This is a genomic window from Paenibacillus herberti (genome assembly GCF_002233675.1).
GTDB classification, from domain to species: domain Bacteria; phylum Bacillota; class Bacilli; order Paenibacillales; family Paenibacillaceae; genus Paenibacillus_O; species Paenibacillus_O herberti.
In genome coordinates this window covers 2,440,607-2,462,189 of record NZ_NMUQ01000001.1, presented here as the reverse complement: position 1 = coordinate 2,462,189, position 21,583 = coordinate 2,440,607, and the positions used below count along the sequence as shown (strand labels likewise).

General features: G+C 52.4%; 19 protein-coding genes and 1 pseudogene. 17 read left to right on the top strand and 3 right to left on the bottom strand.

Annotated elements, in window-relative coordinates:
- The first annotated feature begins 5 nt into the window (after window positions 1–5).
- The 11 genes and pseudogenes from CGZ75_RS11245 to CGZ75_RS11195 all read left to right on the top strand — a co-directional run bounded on the left by CGZ75_RS11245 (window position 6) and on the right by CGZ75_RS11195 (window position 13,565).
- The gene (locus CGZ75_RS11245) at window positions 6–899 is read left to right on the top strand and encodes a 5'-3' exonuclease (RefSeq protein ID WP_089524670.1); all 894 of its coding nucleotides are present in this window, start codon (window positions 6–8) and stop codon (window positions 897–899) included.
- Window positions 900–1,113: 214 nt separating this feature from the next.
- The gene (locus tag CGZ75_RS11240; protein WP_089524238.1) at window positions 1,114–2,394 is read left to right on the top strand and encodes a UDP-glucose dehydrogenase family protein; all 1,281 of its coding nucleotides are present in this window, start codon (window positions 1,114–1,116) and stop codon (window positions 2,392–2,394) included.
- Window positions 2,391–3,335: an NAD-dependent epimerase/dehydratase family protein gene (locus CGZ75_RS11235; protein ID WP_089524237.1), complete on the top strand. Its 945-nt coding sequence runs from the start codon at window positions 2,391–2,393 to the stop codon at window positions 3,333–3,335. The genes CGZ75_RS11240 and CGZ75_RS11235 overlap by 4 nt, the downstream gene beginning before the upstream one ends.
- Window positions 3,336–3,357: 22 nt before the next feature.
- On the top strand, window positions 3,358–4,629 hold the full coding sequence (locus tag CGZ75_RS11230) for a glycosyltransferase family 4 protein (RefSeq protein WP_089524236.1): 1,272 nt from the start codon (window positions 3,358–3,360) through the stop codon (window positions 4,627–4,629).
- Window positions 4,630–4,637: 8 nt separating this feature from the next.
- Window positions 4,638–5,660, top strand: a complete 1,023-nt coding sequence (locus CGZ75_RS11225; protein ID WP_089524235.1) for a CotS family spore coat protein — start codon at window positions 4,638–4,640, stop codon at window positions 5,658–5,660.
- A gap of 110 nt (window positions 5,661–5,770) precedes the next feature.
- Complete coding sequence (locus CGZ75_RS11220) at window positions 5,771–6,169, top strand: DUF2500 domain-containing protein (RefSeq protein ID WP_245850782.1); 399 nt, start codon at window positions 5,771–5,773, stop codon at window positions 6,167–6,169.
- 60 nt (window positions 6,170–6,229) lie between these two features.
- Window positions 6,230–6,727: a hypothetical protein gene (locus CGZ75_RS11215; protein ID WP_089524234.1), complete on the top strand. Its 498-nt coding sequence runs from the start codon at window positions 6,230–6,232 to the stop codon at window positions 6,725–6,727.
- 108 nt (window positions 6,728–6,835) lie between these two features.
- A pseudogene (locus tag CGZ75_RS11210) lies at window positions 6,836–7,380 on the top strand (N-acetyltransferase family protein).
- 20 nt (window positions 7,381–7,400) lie between these two features.
- On the top strand, window positions 7,401–8,315 hold the full coding sequence (gene hprK / locus CGZ75_RS11205) for an HPr(Ser) kinase/phosphatase (RefSeq protein ID WP_089524233.1): 915 nt from the start codon (window positions 7,401–7,403) through the stop codon (window positions 8,313–8,315).
- A gap of 161 nt (window positions 8,316–8,476) precedes the next feature.
- Window positions 8,477–12,055 (top strand): WIAG-tail domain, encoded by a 3,579-nt coding sequence (locus CGZ75_RS11200; RefSeq protein ID WP_089524232.1) that lies wholly within the window; start codon window positions 8,477–8,479, stop codon window positions 12,053–12,055.
- 262 nt (window positions 12,056–12,317) lie between these two features.
- Window positions 12,318–13,565: a DUF445 domain-containing protein gene (locus CGZ75_RS11195; protein ID WP_089524231.1), complete on the top strand. Its 1,248-nt coding sequence runs from the start codon at window positions 12,318–12,320 to the stop codon at window positions 13,563–13,565.
- A 147-nt stretch (window positions 13,566–13,712) separates the two neighbouring features.
- On the opposite strand, the gene CGZ75_RS11190 is transcribed toward CGZ75_RS11195, so the two are convergent.
- Window positions 13,713–14,048, bottom strand: coding sequence for a hypothetical protein (locus CGZ75_RS11190; RefSeq protein ID WP_176444769.1), 336 nt, complete (start codon window positions 14,046–14,048; stop codon window positions 13,713–13,715).
- Between the two features lie 72 nt (window positions 14,049–14,120).
- Window positions 14,121–14,417 (bottom strand): DUF3055 domain-containing protein, encoded by a 297-nt coding sequence (locus CGZ75_RS11185; RefSeq protein WP_176444768.1) that lies wholly within the window; start codon window positions 14,415–14,417, stop codon window positions 14,121–14,123.
- A gap of 271 nt (window positions 14,418–14,688) precedes the next feature.
- Here CGZ75_RS11185 and CGZ75_RS11180 point away from each other — a divergent pair, with 271 nt between their 5' ends.
- Window positions 14,689–15,693, top strand: a complete 1,005-nt coding sequence (locus CGZ75_RS11180; RefSeq protein ID WP_089524230.1) for an HRDC domain-containing protein — start codon at window positions 14,689–14,691, stop codon at window positions 15,691–15,693.
- 250 nt (window positions 15,694–15,943) lie between these two features.
- On the opposite strand, the gene CGZ75_RS25205 is transcribed toward CGZ75_RS11180, so the two are convergent.
- Window positions 15,944–16,102, bottom strand: coding sequence for a hypothetical protein (locus CGZ75_RS25205; protein WP_176444767.1), 159 nt, complete (start codon window positions 16,100–16,102; stop codon window positions 15,944–15,946).
- A gap of 164 nt (window positions 16,103–16,266) precedes the next feature.
- Between CGZ75_RS25205 and CGZ75_RS11175 the strand changes: the two genes are divergently transcribed.
- The 5 genes from CGZ75_RS11175 (at window position 16,267) to CGZ75_RS11155 (ending at window position 21,556) form a co-directional block, all read left to right on the top strand.
- A complete protein-coding gene (locus CGZ75_RS11175; RefSeq protein WP_089524666.1) occupies window positions 16,267–16,728 on the top strand; it encodes a chemotaxis protein CheX in 462 nt (153 codons plus the stop codon).
- Between the two features lie 235 nt (window positions 16,729–16,963).
- Entirely contained in the window at window positions 16,964–17,740 is a 777-nt protein-coding gene (locus CGZ75_RS11170) for an SDR family NAD(P)-dependent oxidoreductase (protein WP_089524229.1), read from the top strand.
- Between the two features lie 24 nt (window positions 17,741–17,764).
- The gene (locus tag CGZ75_RS11165) at window positions 17,765–19,516 is read left to right on the top strand and encodes a DEAD/DEAH box helicase (RefSeq protein ID WP_089524228.1); all 1,752 of its coding nucleotides are present in this window, start codon (window positions 17,765–17,767) and stop codon (window positions 19,514–19,516) included.
- Between the two features lie 20 nt (window positions 19,517–19,536).
- Window positions 19,537–20,313 (top strand): ABC transporter ATP-binding protein, encoded by a 777-nt coding sequence (locus CGZ75_RS11160; protein WP_089524227.1) that lies wholly within the window; start codon window positions 19,537–19,539, stop codon window positions 20,311–20,313.
- A complete protein-coding gene (locus CGZ75_RS11155; RefSeq protein ID WP_141136720.1) occupies window positions 20,273–21,556 on the top strand; it encodes an ABC transporter permease in 1,284 nt (427 codons plus the stop codon). Before CGZ75_RS11160 ends, CGZ75_RS11155 begins: the two co-directional genes overlap by 41 nt.
- The last annotated feature ends 27 nt before the right edge of the window (window positions 21,557–21,583 follow it).

Below are 21,583 nucleotides of genomic sequence, written 5' to 3'. Positions count from 1 at the left end.
CCGAAATGGCTGCCGTAGTAGCAGCGGAGCTGCCGGAACGTTCGCGGCTGTTGCTTGTGGATGGCATGGCCATTCTGTTCCGCGCTTACTTCGCCACCGCCTATGGTGGCAGCGTCAGGCGTACAAGTGCGGGGCTGCCGGTTAATGCTGTGCATGGCTTCGTGCGTTATTTCATGGACGCGATCCGTAAGTTCGAACCAACCCATGTAGCTTGTTGCTGGGATCTCGGCAGCGGCACGTTCCGTTCGGAGGAGTTTTCGCTGTACAAGGCGAATCGGCCTGATGCACCGGATGATTTGATTCCCCAGTTCGATCTCGTCAAAGAGGTTGTAGCGAGCTTCGGCGTGCCAAACATTGGAGCTCCTGGTTATGAAGCGGATGACTGCATCGGAACGCTGGCAAGGCTGCATGGTCAGGAGCATGAGGTGTTTGTGCTTACGGGCGATCATGATTTGCTGCAGCTGGTGGACGAACGGATCTCGGTGATCATCATGAAAAAGGGTCACGGCAATTACATGCTCTATACGCCGGATAGCTTGATGGAGGAGCGGGGGCTGACGCCGCCGCAAATTATCGACGTCAAAGGGCTGATGGGCGATGCAAGCGACAATTATCCCGGTGTAAAAGGGATTGGCGAGAAAACTGCCATGAAGCTTGTGCAGGAGTACGGTTCTATCGACGAGATACTAGCTAATCTGGACGGAATCTCCAAGACGATCCGCGCCAAGATCGAAGCGGATCTCGACATGCTGCATCTGTCGCGCCGACTGGCGACGATTCACTGTGAAGCGCCGGTGCTGCTGGCGATGAATGATTGTTGCTGGGCCGTTGATCGGCATGCGGTCGAGCGCAAGTTTGAGGAGCTGGAGTTCCGCAGTCTGATCAGCCTGATCAGCTAATCCGGTTTAAACGTTTATAGGAGATGGTTCCTGTGCTGAACAGGAACCATCTTTTTTATATAAGTTGAACTAGTTGGTTCGCACAGCGATTCTACTGTTACCTTTCTATTTTCAACTTAAATAATAGGCATTCCCTACTCAAGACAGCCGCCGCGACTATGAAACAGTAGCTAGAATAGGATATACGAATGTTGCAATAGGAGGAGCTTTCCAGATGAACATTTGTATCGTTGGCGCTGGTTATGTAGGGATAACCACTGCTGCCGTCTTGTCTGAACTTGGGCATATTGTCTATTGCACGGATCGGATCGCCAGCAAGATTGCTAGGCTGAATAAAGGTGAGATTCCAATCTATGAGCCGGGGTTGGAAGAGCTCGTGGCACGTGGAATACAGAACGGAACATTATTTTTTGATACAGAGGTTCGCGCTCATATGGCTGCTTGTCCGATCGTCATGATTGCAGTTGGAACGCCTCCACGAAGGGATGGCAGCGCCGATATGTCCTATCTGGACAGTGTCGTAGCAGACTTGGCGGCTTCAATCAAGTCGCACACCATCGTCATTGTGAAGAGCACTGTACCTCCAGGCCAATCGGACTGGATCGAGAGTCGACTACATGAAGCTGGAGTACCCGAGCAATGGGTTGATGTTGTCTCCAATCCAGAGTTTCTTCGAGAAGGGACAGCGCTGCAGGATTCGATCCACCCGGACCGTATCGTCATCGGTGCAAAAAGGGAGCAGGCATCGAGAGTTGTGAAGGAGATGTACAGGTCGATTGAGTCCGAATACGTCCTCACGGAGCGGATTGACGCTGAGATGATCAAGTACGTATCCAATGCTTTCCTCGCTATCAAAATATCGTTCATAAACGAGATAGCCCGCGTATGTGAAGCTTTCGGCGCGGATGTGACGACGGTTGCCAAAGGGGTTGGCCTTGATCAGCGAATTGGGCCGCGATTTCTGCAAGCAGGCTTGGGCTACGGCGGATCTTGCTTGCCCAAAGATATTAACGCGCTCAGCTATGTCGCTGGCACAAAGGGAGTTAAGCTTAAAATGCTGCATGCAGCACGTACTATTAACCGAACACAACTGGATGTTTATTTGCATAAGCTGAAACAGGCATTGGATGGAAACGATCAGCCGACAATTGCTGTGTGGGGCGCGACTTTTAAGGAAAATACTGATGATACCCGATTTTCGCAGGCGATTGCTTTTATGAAAAAGCTTGTGCGTCAAGGTTGGAAGGTGAAAGCTTACGACCCGCTTGTTTCACCGCCAATTCGTGGCGTTTCATGGTCACAGCATCCTTATGAGGCAATCGTAGGGGCTGATGCGCTTGTGCTCGCGACAGGCTGGGATGAGCTGATCCATGCCGATTGGGCATCTGTGAGCGAGCAGATGAAGGGCAATGTTGTGCTGGATGGACGAAACTTGCTTGATTCAACTCTTTTAGAGGCCGCAGGACTGCGCTATGTGGGAGTCGGGCGCTCTTGAAGATTCTCATTACCGGGGTAGCGGGTTTTATTGCTTCGCATCTGTGCGAATATTTTTTGAATGAAACCGAGCATGAAGTTGTTGGTGTTGATGGATTCGTCCGTGAGGAGCTTCAGATAATTGGAACACGCAATATGATCTCTTTCCTGCATCATCCCCGATTCACTCTCATCAAGGAAAATATGCTGCAGCTGGATTGGACAAAAAGACTCGCAGATGTCGATATCATCTATCATTTGGCGGGTATTCCAGGCGTCAGATCGAGCTTTGGCAGCTCATTCTCCGAATATGTTAACAGCAATATTTTGGCCACTCAGCAAATACTCAAAGCTTGTCGTGGCACAGGAGTCCAGAAACTGATTTTTGCTTCAACTTCATCCGTATACGGCGAAAAAATAGGCCAAGTATCCGAAGAGGCAGAGTTGTCGCCGCTATCGCCATACGGCATTACGAAACAGAGCGGTGAGCAGTTATGCCGTGTTTATCGGGTCAATGATGGTGTGCCAACGGTCGTTCTCCGGTTTTTTACGGTATACGGTCCAAGGCAGCGATCCGATATGGCTTTTCACCTTTTCATTCGCCGCATGCTTGCCGACGAGCCAATTCACGTATATGGGGACGGCACGCAAACGAGAGATTTTACCTTTATTCAAGACTGCATTCAAGGAACTGCTGCTGCCGGCCTGCGACCAGGCTTGATTGGAGAAACGATCAATATCGGAGGCGCCGAGCGCGCATCTGTGAACGAGATCATTAGTAGGCTGGAGACGCTGATCGGACGCAAGGCTAAAGTCATCTATACCGGGACAACGCATGGTGAACCTAAGCATACATGGGCGGATATTTCCAAAGCGAGTCGGCTACTCGGTTACAAACCGGAAGTGACGCTTGATAAAGGATTGCCTCTGGAAATGTACGATCTCATGAAGCTATACAGTTGACCTAGGGGAGGCAGATAGAAAAATGAGGCTGGCATTTGTTTGCACCGAGAAGCTTCCTAGCCCTGCAGTCAAGGGTGGAGCGATTCAAATCATGATTGACGGTATCTTGCCAATTCTGTCGAAAAAGCATGAGATAACCGTGTACTCCATTACAGATGAGAAGCTGTCCAATTATGAAATCATTCATGGTGTGACCTACTACCGCTATCCGCGGGAGAGATACATTACGAAAGTAGCTGAATCAATCAAGCAGTTTAAGTATGATGTTGTGCATGTGTATAATCGTCCTAAAAATCTGATTAAACTGAAAGCCGCAAGTCCTTCCAGTCGCTTTGTTGTCAGCCTGCATAACGAGATGTTTGCCACCCACAAACTATCCGATGCAGATGCGGAGCTATGTGTGAATTATGCTTCCAAAATTACGACGGTCAGCGAATTTATTAAAAAGACGGTGACCGATCGGGTCGCCGGTTCTGGAAATAAAGTCAAGGCGGTTTATTCAGGTTTTGATCCCTCTACTTTTCATCCTCGCTGGACAGATAAAGGTAAGGAGATACGCAGGGAGCTGCGTGCCAAATATGATCTGAAAAATAAAAAGGTCATTTTATTTGTCGGTCGCCTCAGCGTCAAAAAAGGCCCGCATCTGCTCATCCAGGCGATGGATTCGGTTTTAAAAAAACATCCCAACGCGGTTTTAGTTATCGTCGGAGGAAAATGGTTCAGCGACGACGCGGTGGACAATTACGGACGGATTTTAAAGCAGCTTGCTAAGCCTTATGGAGACAAGGTTATTTTTACCAAATATGTCCCTTCGGATGAGATTCAAAATTATTTCTTGATGGGTGATGTGTTTGTTTGCAGCTCGCAATGGCAGGAGCCGCTGGCGCGTGTGCTGTACGAAGCGATGGCTGCTGGAACGCCTGTTATTACGACGGATCGCGGTGGCAATAGCGAGGTCATCTCGCATGGAGTCAATGGATATATCGTAAAGGAATATAATAAGGCGGAGTCATTCGCAAGCGCCATCGATGTTATGCTGACGGATAAAGAGGAAGCAGCAAACATGGCGCGCCAAGGAAGGGAAGTTGTAGACACTGCCTTCACCTTTACTCATGTGGCCAATCGGTTCAATAAAGTTTACATGGAAGCTTATAATAGTGAACCGACAAAGATGGGCGTATTGCGTAAACCAGTTAAAAGAGGACAACGCAAAGTGACATCTAAAACGGGCAAACCGAAGCAGAAGAAGCCGAAGCCGAAGCAGCAAACATCCAAGCGAAAGCTTAAGGGTTGATAGATAATATGGAGAACGAGTCCAATGTTAAAACGATTCTGTCCCAATACCCTCTGAGTGTTAAAAATATTCATGTCATTAATGACAAAGGGAAAAAAGCAGCCTGGAGTATTGAAACGTCCTCAGGGACGAAGATTTTAAAAAAATCACCGGCTGAAAAAGATCGTCTGCTCTTCCTCTTACAAGCGACCAAACATCTGCAAAAAAACGGTGCGAGAATTCCGAAAATTGTAAGTACGCGCTCAGGTGCAGACTTTGCCGATGATGTCAGCGGTGGCAGCTACGTTCTTTCTGACGCGGTTTCAGGTATATCACCCAAGAGTTATACGCCTAGGCAAATGAATTTGATTATGCGAGAGATGGGCCGATTTCATAAAGCTTCCCGAGGGTTTCATTCCCAATCTGATACCAAAGAACGCAGTCATCTCGGCCGCTGGGAGAGCTCTTACCAGAGTCATCTGGACAATCTTGAATTGTACAAAGCCGTAGCAAAATTAAATAATAACGCTTTCTCAAAGCTCTATTTGAAACATGTCGACCGATTTATAGCTCAAGGTAAAGAGGCACTGAGCATCATCCAAGGAAAAGCGTATCGAAATTGGGTGAATAAAGTATCGGTACAACGCAATTTATGCCATCAGGATTTTGCGGCTGGAAACTTGATCAAGGCTCGCAGAGGCTACCACGTAATTGACTTGGATTCACTGACCATTGATCTTCCTGCAAGGGATATCCGCAAAATATTTAATAAGATCATGAAGAAAAAAGGATGGGGCATTATCAAAGCAACATCCATGCTGCGTGCGTATCATCAGATTCATCCCCTTAGACCAGAAGAGTGTAGAGTTATTTATGCGGATTTGCTTTATCCCCACTTGTTTTACGGCTTAGCCAGTAAATACTTTAACAATCGCTTGGAGTGGGATTTGACCACTTCGTATGAGAAATTTGAGGCTCTTATTCAAAACGATATAAGTCGCATGCGAATGCTGCTTTCCTGGAACAGGATCGTAAGGAATGCGCTCAAATAGTCCGGTTATAAGGGGCGCCAGAGGCGTCTCTTTTTATATTGAACTGGGGATTGTAAAAATACTCCATATCTTCTATTCTAATACGATAGATTGCGATGGAGGGATTATGAATGGCTGGAGGATTTGGTGATGATCCGATGTTTAATTTCGTGGAAAAGTTTGGACCTATCTTTATAGGCCTTGTTTTTGTGCTCATTATAGGAACGTTTGTCTTCGTAATTGGCAAAGGATTGCTGACTTGGGGCCGCAATAATGCTTCGCCAGTCATAACTGTACCATGCCGTATTGCTGATAAGCGTACGGAGGTATGGGGCGGAAGCGGAGACTCATCCGCCAATACCAGTTATTTTGTAACCTTCGAATTTGGAGATGGTAGCCGTAAAGAAATCCCCGTTCCGGATAATCAATATGGTTTGCTCGTTGTGGGAGATCAGGGAGAACTGACCTATCAGGGAACTCGGTTCCAAGGGTTCAACCGCCTCGCTCAGCCCTACAGCCAAGGGAATTAAAGCTAGCAGACTTCTGTGATATAATGCAAGGTACAACTCATTACATTACCGGAGGTTTTCATGTTATCTTTCCAAGAAAAACTAGAACTCTTTACTTCCTTCCCGAAGCTGACGCGCAACGATGTGTCGATGGGCAGGGTTAATTTTCATTTTGAAGGAAGTCTTCACGAGAAAAAGACTGTTGTATATCGTTTGCATCCCAACGGCAGCGGTTATATATTCGCCGGTCTGCTGGACGGTTATGAAACGGATGATAAGGGTTACACCAGCATCCGGGATATGGACGCGGAAGAGCTGCGCCGCTTGACCTCGGCCTCAATCGCCTCCCTCTCTAAAGCTCCATCTGCTCCTGCTCAGGAGCCGGGACAGAGCCGTGCTGCAAGGCGCAGACGGATGACTAAGAGTCACTGGATGAATGCCGAAGGCAACTCACTTGAGCTGCGTAATGAAGAAGATCTCTGGTACCTTTACGCGGGTCTGAATTTGGAAATGGCTTTTGAAACCTATGATGAAGCAGAAGAGTATCTCTTGGAAGAGGGATTCAAACCCCAAGCTTAAGCTTAAATTGGAGCTGTCATACGATCCATCTATTCAGCATCATTCTCCATGGCGGCTCTGCAGCGGCTCCGGCTAAAGTGAAGAAAAGCTTTCACGGGGGTATGCGACATGGAACAGTACAGGGAAGAGGAAAACAACGGGAATAGACTTGAAGAGTCTGCCGATAGCAGTCCTGTTAGCGAGGAACTTGGGCGCAAATCTCTCCAGGTTGTCCAGGCATTGAATGCTGATGCCGGGATGGAAGAAGAGCTGTCCCGGCTTTTTCACCACTATCGGCAATTTTATGGTCATCCGGACACGCAGGAGCAGAGGGATGACGCGCGTTTGTTCATCCAAGAGAGGCTTCAGTGGCAGGATTCTATTATTCTAGTTGCGATATTCGGAGATGAGCGGATTGGCTTTGCGCAGCTCTACCCGGTGTTCTCCTCTCTTTCTATGCGCCGCGCGTGGATTCTGAACGACTTGTACATAGATGAAAATTGGCGCGGCCAAGGAGCAGCACGCAAGCTGCCGAGCAGCATGCGAGGGACACGGGAGCGGCCTACATCCAACTGTCGACAGCACCGGATAATGCGAAGGCCAGAGGGTTGTACGAGTCCGCCGGTTATGTGCTTGAACAGCATTTTTTGACCTATGAGCTGGGAATTGATTAACAGGAGGGAGATTCCTGAACATGAGCAAACGTCCCATGACGGTTCGGCGCCTGGCCGATCATTTCAAGCTGGAGGTGCTGGCGGGAGAGGGAAATCTCGACTGCGAAGTGACTAAGCCAGGAGGTCATCGGCCAGGGCTGGAGTTTGTCGGTTATTTTGATTATTTTCCGATGGAGCGGGTTCAGGTACTTGGCATTAAGGAGATCACTTATCTACATAAGCTCACGGAGCTGGAGCGCAATCTTCATATCCGTAATATCGTCAAATACCATCCGCCTTGCTTCATCATTACTGCGGGTCAGGATGGTCTGAAATACTTGATGCGTTATTGTGAGGAGGAAGGTATTCCTCTCCTGCGTACGAGTCAGTCCACAGCAGAGTTTATGGCGATGATGGATGCTTATCTGGTCAAAGAGCTGGCCGAGCATATCGGGATCCATGGCGTTTGTGTCAATGTGTCAGGCATTGGCATTTTGCTAAGGGGAGCTTCCGGCGCTGGTAAAAGTGAAACCGCCCACTCTCTGATCAGACGGGGCCATCGACTAGTAGCTGATGATGTGATCGTGCTCAAAAAGCTGAGTCCGAGGACGCTGCTTGGCACGCATAACGGCAAAACGAAAGAGTTCCTCGCGCTGCGGAGCATCGGACTTATCAATGTTGTAAGGCTTTATGGGCGCAAAGCTTTCCAGGAGGAGACTCGTATCGCGCTTGATATTGAGTTGACCAAATGGCAGGACAACGACCTGAACAACGATCTTGAAGTAGAGGAAAGGTACACCGATTATATGGGCGTCAAAATCCCGCATATTCAAATTCAACTGCAGCCGGGCCGCGACGTGGCAAGCCTAGTGGAGGCTGCCGCTAACAACTGGTATTTGCAACAGCAGGGCTACAGCGCAGTAGAGGAATTCATGAGCCGGCTTCAGGAGGATTGATCTCCTGGCGGCTTTTTTTATTTTGCAAAATGTACCTGTCCGGCTGCCATTTAAGGCGGAGGACAGGCTTTTTTTGTCGAGATGGCTGTCCACAACCGGTAAAAAAGCCTAGCCTCGTGCATATAGTAGCTCTGATGATGTCGGAATCGAAGGAGAGGACTATGGCAAACAACCGGAAGGGCAAGCTGCCGAAGCCACGTAAGAAGATTTTACAGGTGGAAAATCCGTCTTACTCGGAAATCGAGTGGATTGATGAAATGAAGTACGGTCAGAAGCAGCTCCAAATCAGCAGGGTGGAGGCACTGCCTGCGCCGGCAGAGCTGGAAATTGAAGATGAGCTGCTGCCGACTGATGAAGATCCAGCTGTACTGGAAGAAACTGCGGAGGGCGCAGTGCAGGAGCAGGCTGAACCGAGCGGTGAGGCTGAGACGAACGAAATGCTGGTCGCAATGCTGGAGGAGAGGCGCGCACCGGGAAGCGCCATTCCACTTGTATTCGGATCCGATCTTGCGGATGGAACAGTAGTGTCTGAAAAGCTAGCCGCTCGGAGCGTAACGTCCGGCAAGCTGGCGAAGGAAGCGGTTAATGAGGCTTCACTTGCTGATGGCTCGGTAAGCTCAATCAAGCTTCGGGAGGGCGCTGTCACCTCAAGCAAGCTTGCTTCGGAGTCTATATTTGAGGAACATTTGGCCGACGGTGCTGTCGGCGGCAGCAAGCTGCAAGATGGCAGTATCACGGTCTCTAAAATTAGAGACGGCAGCATTACGCCTGAGAAGCTGGCGGATCGCAGCTTCCCTGGCCATAAACTGCAGGATGGCTCTGTAGAGGCTCGTCATATCAAACCGCGCTCCTTGACAGCGGAATTTCTTGCAGATGAAAGCCTGACATACCGTCTCTATGGACCGGAATCGATTGGTGCATCGGCGCTTGCAAGCGGTTCGGTCGACAATGCCAAGCTCGGCGAACAGGCAGTATCGACCTCCAAGCTGCAGGATGGATCGGTAACGGCTGAGAAGCTGCAGGATGGAGTCGTTCAATCACGGCATTTAGAAGCCGGCGCAGTCGGTTCGGAGCAAATCCAAGAAGGCTCTGTGAAGGGCAGTCACTTGGAGGAAGCCAGCATCGGGCCCAGACATCTGGTAGAGGGAGCCGTAGGCGCCCGTGAACTGGGAGCAGGCAGCGTCGGCCAAGAAGCGATTGCTCAAGAAGCGGTCGGCGGCGAGCAGCTGAGGACGGATGGGGTGGAAGGCCGCCATATTTCACCGGGCGCTATCAGCAGTCGTCAATTGAGAGAAGAGAGCGTCAGCTCGGAGAAGCTGCAGGCGGACTCGGTGACAACAAGCAAGCTGTCCGATCAAGCAGTGACAGCGGAAAAGCTAGCGGATGTCAGCGTCAGCTCAGCTAAGCTGGCCAATGAATCGGTACAGACGCGTCATCTTGCCGCAGGCAGCGTTAGCTCCGACAAATTGCAAGCGGGTGCTGTGCAGGCGGCACATCTCGCACCGGAATCAATCAGCGCGAGCTGTATTGCGGAGCAGGCAGTAGCCAATCACCATATGGCGGACGGAATAGTGGACGGACGCGTGTTGTCCGGGAGATCAGTTACGGCTCGTCACTTGGCTGATTATATGGTCAGCTCACTCAAGCTTTCCCCGGAATCAGTGTCGACGGAGAAATTGATGGAAGGCGCAGTGACGCAGGAAAAGCTGGCGGACCAAAGCGTTTCTAACGCTAAGCTCGCTCCAGGAGCGGTAGGGCAGGCGCAGTTGCAGCTTCGCTCTGTTGGAGCGGCCCATATTCAGGACGGAGCGGTTGAGCGGAGCCGATTGGCAAGCGGCTCCGTTGGATCGGAGCAGATAGAGGAAGGCAGCGTCGGTTCTAAGCAGTTGGCCGAATCTTCTGTTCAGACTCGCCATCTTGCCCCCGGCAGCGTCGGATCGGCTGCTCTTGAGGCAGGATCGGTGCATAACGGTCATCTGGAGAGAGGCAGTGTGCTCAGCGACCATATCGCTGCCGAAGCGGTGCAGAGCCATCATTTGGCCAAAGCAGCCGTGCAATCCCAGCATCTTGCGCATCAATCGCTGACTACAGAGCATTTGCAGGAAGCTTCGATCGGCCAGAAGCAATTGAAGCCCCACTCCGTCGGGCCGGTGCATATAGCTCCGGAATCCGTACAACCGCATCATATTGCGGGAGGAAGCATCTCATCGGCTCATCTGGAGCCGAATGCGGTAGGCCGGGATCAACTGGATCTGGAAGCGGTAGGCAGCGGCCAACTAGCGGATGGAGCCGTAACTGACAGTAAGCTGTCGGCCGGAGCCGTGACAGGAGAGAAGCTTGCTCCGGATTCGATCAGCGGCAAGCATCTTCAGCCGCAGTCAGTCGGCACGGAGCAACTGCAGGATGAAGCGGTCGCTTCTCGTCATTTGGCACCGGGCAGTGTAGGTGCTGCGCAACTGCAAGTCGGTTCGATCAGCCTGGTGTCTCTCAGCGAGGAGATTACGTTGGAGCTCCGGCGTGTCGCAGTAGAGGGCAAAGAAGAGCTGCAGCGTGAGCTGGCGGTTCTTGGAGCGCAGTGCGAGGAGCTCACGGCAGAGCTTACTGCGTTCGAATCTCGCCATCATGTCGCACAGGTAAGTCTGGAGGCGCGATGTATCGAGCTGGCTGCTGAGGCAGCTCGGGCAGCGGAAGTGAACACGCGCTATGAGCAGGAACAGACGAGGCTGGAGGCGCGATGTATCGAGCTGGCCGCTGAGGCGGCTCGGTCGGCGGAAGTTGCTGCGCGCCAGGAGCAGGAGCAGGCGAGCCTTGAGGCGAGATGCAGCGAACTGGCTGTTGAGGCGGCTCGGTCGGCGGAAGCGACCGCGCGCCAGGAGCAGGCGCAAGCGAGTCTTGAGGCGAGATGCAGCGAACTGGCTGCTGAGGCGGCTCGGTCGGCGGAAGCGACCGCACGCCAGGAGCAGGCGCAAGCGAGTCTTGAGGCGAGATGCGATGAGCTGGCCGCCGAGGCGGACAGGACGGCGGAGGCGAATGCCCGATACGTGCAGGCGCAGGCCAGCCTTGAGGGTAGATATAATGAGCTGGCCGCAGAGGCAGCGGACGCGAATGCCCGATATTTGCTCGCCCAGGCAAGCCTTGAGGCGAGATGCGACGAGCTGGCTACTGTGGTAGCCCAATCTGAAGAGGCGAATTCTCGCCTTGTGAACACTCAAGCAGGCTTTAAGGCAAAATGCGATGAGTTGGCAGCTGAAGCAGCAAAAGCGAATGCTCGCCATCTAAACGCGCAGGCTGGCTTTAAGGCAAGATGTGAGGAGCTTGCGGCAGAGCTCGCTGCGAGTCAGTCGCGTCAAGAGCAAGCGCAAGCGGGCTTTGCGGCTAGGTACGACGGGCTGACGGCAGAGCTATCCGCATTTGAGTCCCGCTGTCTGATGCGCGTAGAGGAGCTGCGCGAAGCGGTAAGTAATCCAATTCAGCCAATCGTACAGCCGATAAATTCCGCTCAGCCTAAGTTTGGGCTTGTTGCCTTTGCCTTTGAGGAAACGGCAGGAGAAGTAGAACTTCCTATCCACTTCCCCGAAAGCTTCGACCATACCGCTTACGCACTGACGGCTTCCTGTGATCATCCTTCATGCAGTGTTATTATCCGCAGCAAGTCGGCCGATGGAGCTGTACTTGCCATTGTCCGCACGCGCTTCGGCCCAGCACCGAGCGGAACGGTGAACTGGATCGCTGTCGGCTGAGTGATGCTTAGCTGCCGATAGCTGGCTAAAAGCTGTGGCAGCCCGATACTCGCTGCGCTAGTCCTGACACTAGCTATGCAAGTCCGACACTCGCTGTGTCGGTTTCGAGACTTGCGAGTAGTCCTGACAGCCGGTACTCTGTCAAAATAAGGCCGCAGCTTGCTGCGGCCTTATTTTATTTGCCAACTGGGTAATTTTCGATTCTGCTGTAATTTGGGTATAATCAGAAATAGAAGCTAAAAGCCGAATCGGGGGAACGTCAATGAAAACCAGATACGCGGCCGGCGCCTCGCTGGCGGTTATGGCAGCAGGGTTTGCCGTTACGACGGCATTTATGAATGATGAGCGTCTGGCGCTGCAGTTGCTGCAGGGCGGATTCGAGGCGGGAGTGGTCGGGGGTATCGCCGACTGGTTCGCGGTAACCGCGTTGTTCCGCCATCCACTGGGGCTGAAAATTCCCCACACCAATCTGATTGTCAAAAACAAGCCGAAGATCATCAACGCGCTTGTGTCCTCTTTGGAAACCGAGTTGCTGAACAAGGAGAGCATCAGCGCACGACTGCGCAAACTCAACTTGATCCAAGGCGCAGGACAGTTGATTGTGCGACAGCTGGCTAAGCGCTCCAACAGGGAGGCAGTGCTGACAGCACTCCAGGCAGTCGTAGAAAGACTGCCTTTGGACAAGGTGGCAGGCTCATTGCTGCAAGGAGCGGCAGGTTATGCCCGCCGGGCTGACTTGAAGCTAGGAGTGGAAAAGGTAGCAACAACTGTTATTCGCGAGAAACTGGATGAGAAGGCACTAGACTATGCCCTAGATCAGGCTGTTGACTGGATTGCCAAGCCTTCTACTGGCAAGATGCTTGGCGAGATGGCTCAGAACAAGCTGCAGGAATTGCAGGTCGGCGGTTTTATGGGATTTGCGGTGCAAGCATTTGCCGGTTTCATGAACGAGGACAAAATGGGCGCTATGCTCCAGCATATGCTTCTTTCTGGAGTGAAGGATCTGACGACTCCCGGCAGTCGTCAACGGGATGAGCTGCTGCTGCAGCTTCGTTCCAGGCTGATTGGTCTGGCCGAGGATGAAGAGAGCCTTGAGAAGGCTAAGGAGTGGGCTGCTTCCAAACTGGAAGCGCCTGAAGTCGGTGAATTCGCCAGTGCTAAGGCGTTGGAGTTACAGCGCAAGCTGTTGGATTGGCTGGAGCAAGACAAACAACAGGGTGGTAAACTGGTCGTCGCAGCGGTGAGGGCGGTCAGTGACAGGCTGAGCAAAGAGGGGGATCTGGTTCGCCATTGGGAGGACCGCTTGTCCGCTATGGTCGTTCAGGTCATCGAGAAAAACCATTATCGCATTGGACTTCTCGTACGCGAGAATCTGAATAAACTGGATGACAAGGATCTGGTCGACATGCTGGAGACCAAGGTTGGAAGTGACCTGCAATGGATTCGCGTCAACGGCGCGGTTTGCGGTTTCTTGATCGGCATTGTGCTGACTCTGTTCAGCTGGATTTAGCCAGCAGCCAGCTATTGTAGGTCAGGTGCCAAGGCTAAGCAGGTAGGGTGAAAATAACAAAGCCGTGCGACCCTTGATTCAAGGGCTGCACGGCTTTTTGTCGAGCTTAAAGTGCTGTAGAGCTTGAGTTGCGTTATGCCCAACGCGTTAAGCCTGCTGCGTCCCCTCTGGCACAGAGCCGTTGCCGGCTCCGCTGCGGTCATCTCCAGGGTAATCACGTTCTTGTTCACCATGCAGGCGGTGATTCTCGTAGCCAAAACGGTTCGGCTGTCGCTGCTCAGGTCTCCAAGGCGTCTCTTTGGTCGCCTCTTCCGGGTGGAAGCTGGCTCCGTAAGGGCCTTCGGGGAATTCCTCGAACGTGAGGTCATTTCGGCTGGATTCCACTGTGGATAGATCGGTGTATTTCTCTTGGCGAGACTCTTCGGTGGCTGGATCGGTGTCGGGCCTTCCGATAAATTTGCCATCTTCCTGTTCATTCAACATCGTACAGCAACCTCCTCAAAAGGGGGCGGACACGCCGCTCCCAGCTTGGCATGCTGTAGTAGCTTAACCCGCTTAGTCGGTAAAATTCACTTCGCCGACAACGAGCGACAGAAATCCGGCCAACTCGGAAGCTTCTTCCTCATCGAGCTTGAACACATGTTCAAGATAACCTTCTTCTTCGAGATCGTCCTGACCAATAATGGCGGTGCGACCGCCCTGTAAATCTGTGACGAGCTTTTTGCCATAAAAGCGATTGGTCGTTGTGACTGCCAGGTCAAAGCGCTTGAGGCCAGGTGTAATAAAAGTTACAAAGCGGGTCGAGGTTTGTTCCGTCGAGTCCGACATGAAATCATAATCCTTCAGCTGCATGCTGTCGTTCCCTCCATATTCGCTTACAATTAGTGGCGGACTTTCGTCCGCTTAGTGCTGTAAGTATACCACGGATTCAGCGGCTTGCCCTGCCGGTTAAGTACTCATTAAATTTGCAATTGCAGGAGCAGAGCCTGCTGTGCTAGGATAAAGTTACCAGATAAGGATTGATCGAGAGGAAGCACCTCTCTTGCCTGTGGCTCACAGGCGGGAGAGGTGCTTTTTGTCGTTTTAGCTCCTTGCTGGCCTAAAACCTGGAGGTGTGACAAGCATGCAGATCGTATTTTTGAATTCATTTGAAAAACCGCTTGGAGATGGCAGGCTGGACGATGCTCAGCTGACGATCTGTGAGCAGCAGGGGATGTGGTCGGTCGTTTGGAATGGAAGCCAGCATGGCAGCGCTGAATCCGCGGATTTGTGGTATGAAGGCTCTTCCTGGGAGGAAATGATGAATGCGTTCCGCCATGGAGTGGCAGTGCGTATGGGAGAGGGCTTTACTCCACTAATCGACGGTATGCTGGACGAGCGTCCGGTGGGCAATGGCGGCTTCGTAAGTTTGCTTCAATGTTACGGAGAGCTCCATGGGGATACGGCTCTCTACGAGTCGTTGCGTGACTGGCGCCGTGTCCAAGCTTCTTCGGACAAAAAGTCGGCGTTTCTGGTCGCAACGAACCGGACGCTGATGATGATTAGCGCTTTCGTGCCTCAGACGGCGGAAGAGCTCTCGCAAATTCCTGGATGGGGACCTAGCAAGAGCGCTAGCTACAGCGCAGAGGTGTTGGCTATTACCTTAGGCTTTCTTCAGCCAAGGGCCTTTCCGCTCGACTGGGTACAGGAGTCACTTGATCCCAAAGCTTATATTCAGTGGCTGTACAAACAGAAGGAAAACAAGTATAAAAACCGCTTGGACCGCCAGCAGTCCAGTCGCATGATTTTAGAAGGCATACAGTCGGAAAAAACGCTTGAGCAGTTGCAGGCTGATACAGGCCTGGCAAGGCGTGAGCTGATGGAACGGATCGAGCAACTGGATCAGGAAGGTTATGATTTGGAGCCACTGATTGCAAGAGAGCTGGAAGGAGTTCCGCAAGAGGAGCTGCTACGCATCCGCGAGGTGATGAGGAACGATGGGGACAAGTATCTCAAGCCGATCTTGCAAAAGGTTTATGGTACGGAGCCTGTTGCCGGGCTGAAGGTAGAACTGATTTATGACCGTCTGCGTCTCGTCCGTATGCGCAGTCGGAGGGAGGGGACTTCGGATAACCAGGAGGCTATGTAGCCTAGCTGGCAGGAGACATTTAGTCGAAGCGAAAGCTTGGCGTATCTAAGCTCTAAGCGGCCAGTCTGCAGTCGGGCCGCTTAGCGGCTGCTGAGTTTTTCCAACCATGCGGCAGCCGTGCCGCGCAAATCTGCTTCATGCCACAGTACATCTTCAGAAGCCGTGGCTATTTCCAGACCGACCGACTACTCCAACGAATCGCATCGCAAGCAGGAGGCGCGTAGCCAATCATCGTCGCTGAAAAGCTTGTTCATCGTATAGTAAAGGATAAAACCGGCAGCATATAGTCCACTCCTTGACAGTCGAGGTAGAACAGTTTTTCCTTCTGGATTTCCGAAATCAGTCGAAGCTCACCCAGGTCCTCAAGCACCTTGTGTCCGAAGAAAATACGGTCTGAATGCCTGCTCATTACCGATTCCTCCAGTTCCAAAATTAGATCCATAATAGGGTTGACAATGTAGGTCTTTAGTAGTGTAAATGCAACTATTGGTATACTTGTCCTGGGTTATTTAGTATAATAGCTCCTATACATAAGTGTGTTAAACTCGATCGATAAGGAGCGAAATGGCGCTGATGAAAGCTGAATTTATCAATCCTTTCCTGGAATCTGCGGTTATGGTACTAGAGCAGGTCGTACAAATTAAGCCGCAGACGGGACCTGTAGGTCTCAAGGAGCTACGAGGTCAATCAGGATTTATTTGGATTCAAATTCAGCTGATCGGTCAGGTCAATGGAGAAATCGTGTTTGGATTGAGCGAAGACTCGGCACTCAAAATCGTGTCGGCCATGATGGGTGGCTTCGAGATTTCAGTTCTCGATGAGATGGGGAAGAGCGCGATCTCCGAGCTCAGCAACATGATTAGCGGTAATGCCAGCACGAGGCTGTCCAACCAGGGCGTTCATGTAGACATTACGCCGCCAGCGTTTCTGCAAGGATATCAGATACAGCTGCTTGAGGCGCGTAAAGCGATTACCGTGCCCGTAATCATAGATGGGATCGGCCAGATGGATATACAGGTTCTATTGGCATCGTAACATGGACAAAGCTCCCGCGGGGAGCTTTTTTTCGTATGGGGGGTCTGCAAAGTAGGGCTGACAGGCATGGAGGTATGGACCAGGAATGATTAAGGAATAATCAAGGGATCATCGAGGAATTAACGAAGAACGATCGAGAAACTAATTAGGATCGAGTTTTTGCTATGGAGCGGCGGATAAAGTAAACTTGGGTCAGGTGGTTTCTAATGAAAAAGAGAAACGGGCAGGGTGACTTATGATGGAAAAAAACAAGGTTGTAGTTATAACTGGTGCTTCAAGCGGCATCGGATCGCTAGTAGCTTATCATCTTGCTATGGCTGGAGCGGTGCCTGTGCTCTGCGGTCGGAACGAGGAAAGGCTGCGCGACGCCGCCCAAAAAATTCCTTCTCGTTGCGGAATAAGACTGCTGGATGTAACGGATGATGCATCGGTAGCTTCGACATTTAAGAGCATTCGCGAGGAGTTCGGCCGTGTCGACGTTCTGATCAACAACGCTGGTTTCGGATTTTTTAAGAAGTTCGAAGATTCTCCGGTGGAGGATTTTAAGGCGATGATGGATACCAATTACTTGGGCATGGTTCGTTGTATAAAAGCTGTTCTCCCGGACATGCGTGAGCGGCGCAGCGGTCATATCATCAACGTGGCTTCGATTGCAGGCAAGATGGCGACCGCTAAGTCAAGCGGGTATTCTGCGAGCAAACATGCTGTGCTTGGGATGACCAACGCGCTCCGCCAGGAGCTGTCCGGCAGCGGTATTTATGTATCGGCAGTCAATCCAGGGCCGATTGATACGCCTTTTTTTGCTCAGGCTGATCCAGGAGGCACTTATGCACGTAATATTAGCTCGCTCATGATGAAACCGGAAAAAGTGGCCAAGCGAATCGTCGGGGTGGTCGAACGGCCGCGTGCTGAGATCAACATCCCGTGGCCTTTTGCCGTCGGCACTAAGATTTATCAGCTATTCCCGAGAATTACGGATCGTATCGCTGGACCAATGCTCAACAAAAAATAGCAGGTTTGAAGGAGAAGTTTATTCATGTCACTTGAAAGCTGGAAATCTCTCGGTTTGGCCGAGGCAGCTTGCGAACGATTCGCGGAGAACGGGATCGGAGAACCGACCCCTATTCAGGAGCAGGCCATCCCGTCGCTGCTGAGTGGAAAGGATATATCAGCAGGTTCCCAGACAGGGACCGGCAAAACGCTGGCCTATTTGCTGCCGTTGCTGCAACGTCTGGACCCTCAGAGCAAGGCGGTTCAGGCTATCGTCCTGTCGCCGACCCAAGAGCTCGCGATGCAGCTCGTGCGAGTCGCTCAGGAATACGGAGAGCCACTGGGCATCCGGACGCAGCAACTGATTGGAGGGGCGGCCGTGAAGCGGCAGCTCGAGAAGCTCAAGCTGAACCCGCAGTTGGTTATTGGCACGCCAGGTAGGCTGAACGAACTGGTTAAGTCCAAAAAGCTGAAGCTGAATCAAGCCACAATAGTTGTGGTGGACGAGGCGGATCAGGTGTTCGCGCTCGGCTCAACGACGGAAGTCGAGACGATTTTGTGGGCGACGCCTAAGAGCAAGCAGATCGCCTTTTTCAGCGCTACCTACCCGGATATTATGAAAACGCTGGAGAAGCGTTGGATGAAAGATCCCGTACGTATCGATATCGAGCCGGAGCAACGTGTGTCGGAGACGATCTCCCATTACTTTGTTGTATGTGACTGGCGTGACAAGCTGGATACGGCTCGCAAGCTGCTGCGGCTTCTGGAGCCTTCCTCGGCTTTGCTGTTCATCAACAACACGGATCTAATCGCTAACTATGAGTCGAAGCTTGCTTATGAGGGGTTCGCGGTAGAAACGTTGTATGGCGATGCCGATAAGCAAAAACGGGCCGCGACGCTTGCGCGCTTCCGCGATGGACGCTGTAAACTGCTGGTCGCTACCGATGTTGCGGCGCGAGGTCTCGATATTCCAGGACTGCCGCTCGTCGTAAACCTAGAGCCTCCGGCTGATGCAGATCAGTATGTACATCGCGCTGGACGCACCGGTCGTATGGGACGCGTAGGTACGGTGCTTTCGATTGTCGCGCCGAACGAGAAGTATCACATTGAAAAATACGAGCGCAAGCTAGGAATCAAGTTTATGGAACGTGTCCTTTACAAGGGCAAGCTGTGGGATCCTGCAGATCTGCCGCGTCATGCTATCGCGAGCGGAAGTCGCGGTGCGCGAGGCGACAACAATAGATCGGATGTTTCGAGTAAAGGTGCAAGAGGGGGATCGGATAGCAGTAAAGCTGCTGACAGGCAGTCGTTTGGTGGGACATCTGCTGCTGGATATAGCTCCTCTGCATCGTCCGCTCCAAGCGGCGCTGGAAGCAGAACACGCGAAGCTGTGGCAAGCCAGTCGTCTGGTGCAGCTGCACCAACTGCAGCTACTGGCGCTGGACGGGTTATAGGCCAGCCAACTGACAGATCGGCTGGAGGAACAGACGGATCAGGTGCTGCAAGCACTGTTAGAGCTGGAGTTGCAGGAGTAGGGAGATCTGGAAGCTCTGCAGGCACGGGGAAAGCTGGAAATGCGGGGGCGCCAAGAGCTGGAGATACTTCAGGAGCTGTGAGAGCAGCTGGAGGTACAGCAGGCACTGGGAAGCCGAGCCAGAATCGGGCTTCGGTGTCGGCAAAGACGGCTGGAGCTGCGGGCAAACCCTCTAAGCCACGCACAGCCAAGGCTGACAAAAACAAAGGCGCTCCAAAATGGCTTAAGGCCAAAAGGGACCAAGACGGACCAGCGAAGAGCTGATTGATAGGAGGTAGCGCAAGATGGACCAAGAGCGGTTCGGAGATGAGGTACTTCATGTGAAGGGGTTGACCGGCGGATACAGTCCCCGCCGTCCCGTCCTTCATGAGCTGGACTTTAAGGTTCGGGCAGGCGAGATGATGGGGCTGATCGGCCTCAACGGCGCCGGTAAAAGCACAACGGTCAAACATCTGCTCGGGCTGATGGCTCCGCAGCGCGGCGAGGTGCTTATTGCTGGCAAGACGCTTCATCAGGATCCCGAACGATATCGTGGAGCTTTTGCCTATGTGCCGGAGGTTCCCGTACTGTTCGAGGAATTGACTGTTGAGGAGCATCTGAGACTGACTGCAATGGCGTATGGCCTCGAAGAGCAGGAATATCGGGAACGTTCCGAGCAACTGCTGGACGAGTTCCGCATGACGCCCAAAAAGTCAGCTCGTGCCGCTCATCTCTCCAAAGGGATGAAACAGAAGGTAATGCTGATGAATGCACTGCTGGCTCGACCTGCTTTGTATATCATCGATGAGCCTTTTCTCGGACTGGACCCACTTGGAATCCGTTCTCTGCTGGATCGACTTATGTTGGAACGGAGTAGAGGCGCGGCGATTCTGATGAGCACGCATATTCTGTCCACGGTTGAAACCTATTGTGACCAATTCATCTTGCTGCATGGAGGCAGGATTCAGGAAATGGGAACAATGGATCAGGTGAGAACGTCACGAGGGCAGGAGGGGGATTCCCTGGAGGAAATCTTCTATCGTGTCGTGGAGGAGAGTGACGCTGATGGACGAGGCGCTTGAAAAAGAATGGCGCCGAAGAGCCGGCGTCTTCTTCCGCAGTTGTCTGCCTTATTTGGGAGATATGGCACGTAGTGGCTTGCCGCTCGTGCTGTTCGCACTGATTATTACCGGTTCCGCCTTTTATACTGACTTTATTGACCGGATTCCGGCTAATTATCCAGCGGCAGCGGTTGGTACGCTGCTGCTTGCTCCTGTCCTTTACTGGAATCCGATGCGCACCTGGCTGCAGCCGGCGGACTTGGTGTTTCTCACGCGCAGAGAGTCATCCATGGGCGGTTATATTCGCCGTTCTTGGCGGCATACGTTGCCGGGAGGGCTTTTGCTGGCAGCAGCTGTACTGCTCTTGTACTGGCCGATTCGTTCTCATGTGCCGGAGGATGCTGTTTCGGGCTGGACGCCGAGCCTTATCACTGTGCTGGTGGTTGTCCTTGCGCTCAAGCTGCTCGGAAGCGGCGCCGCTTGGCGTGAACGCCAGACGGCGTGGCCGGCCAGCCGCCGCTTGCTGAAACTGCTCAGATTGCTGTTGACCGTGTGTATGCTCTATTCCTGGCTGTCCGCCGAACCATTGAAAGCTCTCTTGGTAACGATACCGTCCATCATTTTGTGGTGGCAAGCCTCCCGGATTCCGGCGCGGCTTCGGCTGCCGTGGGAGCAGTTGATTCGCGAAGAGGAGCGGACAGCGGGTCGTTACAATCGCTTTTTCGGCTGGTTCACGGATGTTCCCTCACAGCCTTCCAGTGTGCGGTCTCGACCGTATTTCTCCTGGATCGCTTCGAGAATCCCGCTGCGCCGCCGAAGCACCTATACTTATCTGTATAGTCTTAGCATTGCCCGTACTGAGCTTGGAGGCATGCTGCTGCGCTTGACGCTGCTGGGTATGCTTAGCAGCTACTGGCTTGGTGAAGCGCAGTGGCTGCAAGGCTGGGGAGCTGCCGCATGTGTGCTGCTCTTCCTGGTTATTGCCGGTTTGCAGTCTGGAGCGCTTGCCTCTTGGCATCGGCATACTGTATGGCGTCATGTGTATCCGCTGCCGGAGAGCGGCAGGTTGCGCTCTGCGGCAGTCGTAGATCGCTTCGCGCTCATCGTTATCTTGGCGCTGTTATGGCTAGCCGGCTGCTTGCCGCTATTAATTGCAGGTGTGGTCATTCCGGCGGTAGCGGCCGCGTTGCTGGCCATACTCTATTTGCTGCTGCGGCCGCGCCGTATGCTGCGCAGGCAGATGCTTGAGGAAGAAGAGGACTAACGTCCTCAGCCATGCTATCGTCGGCCC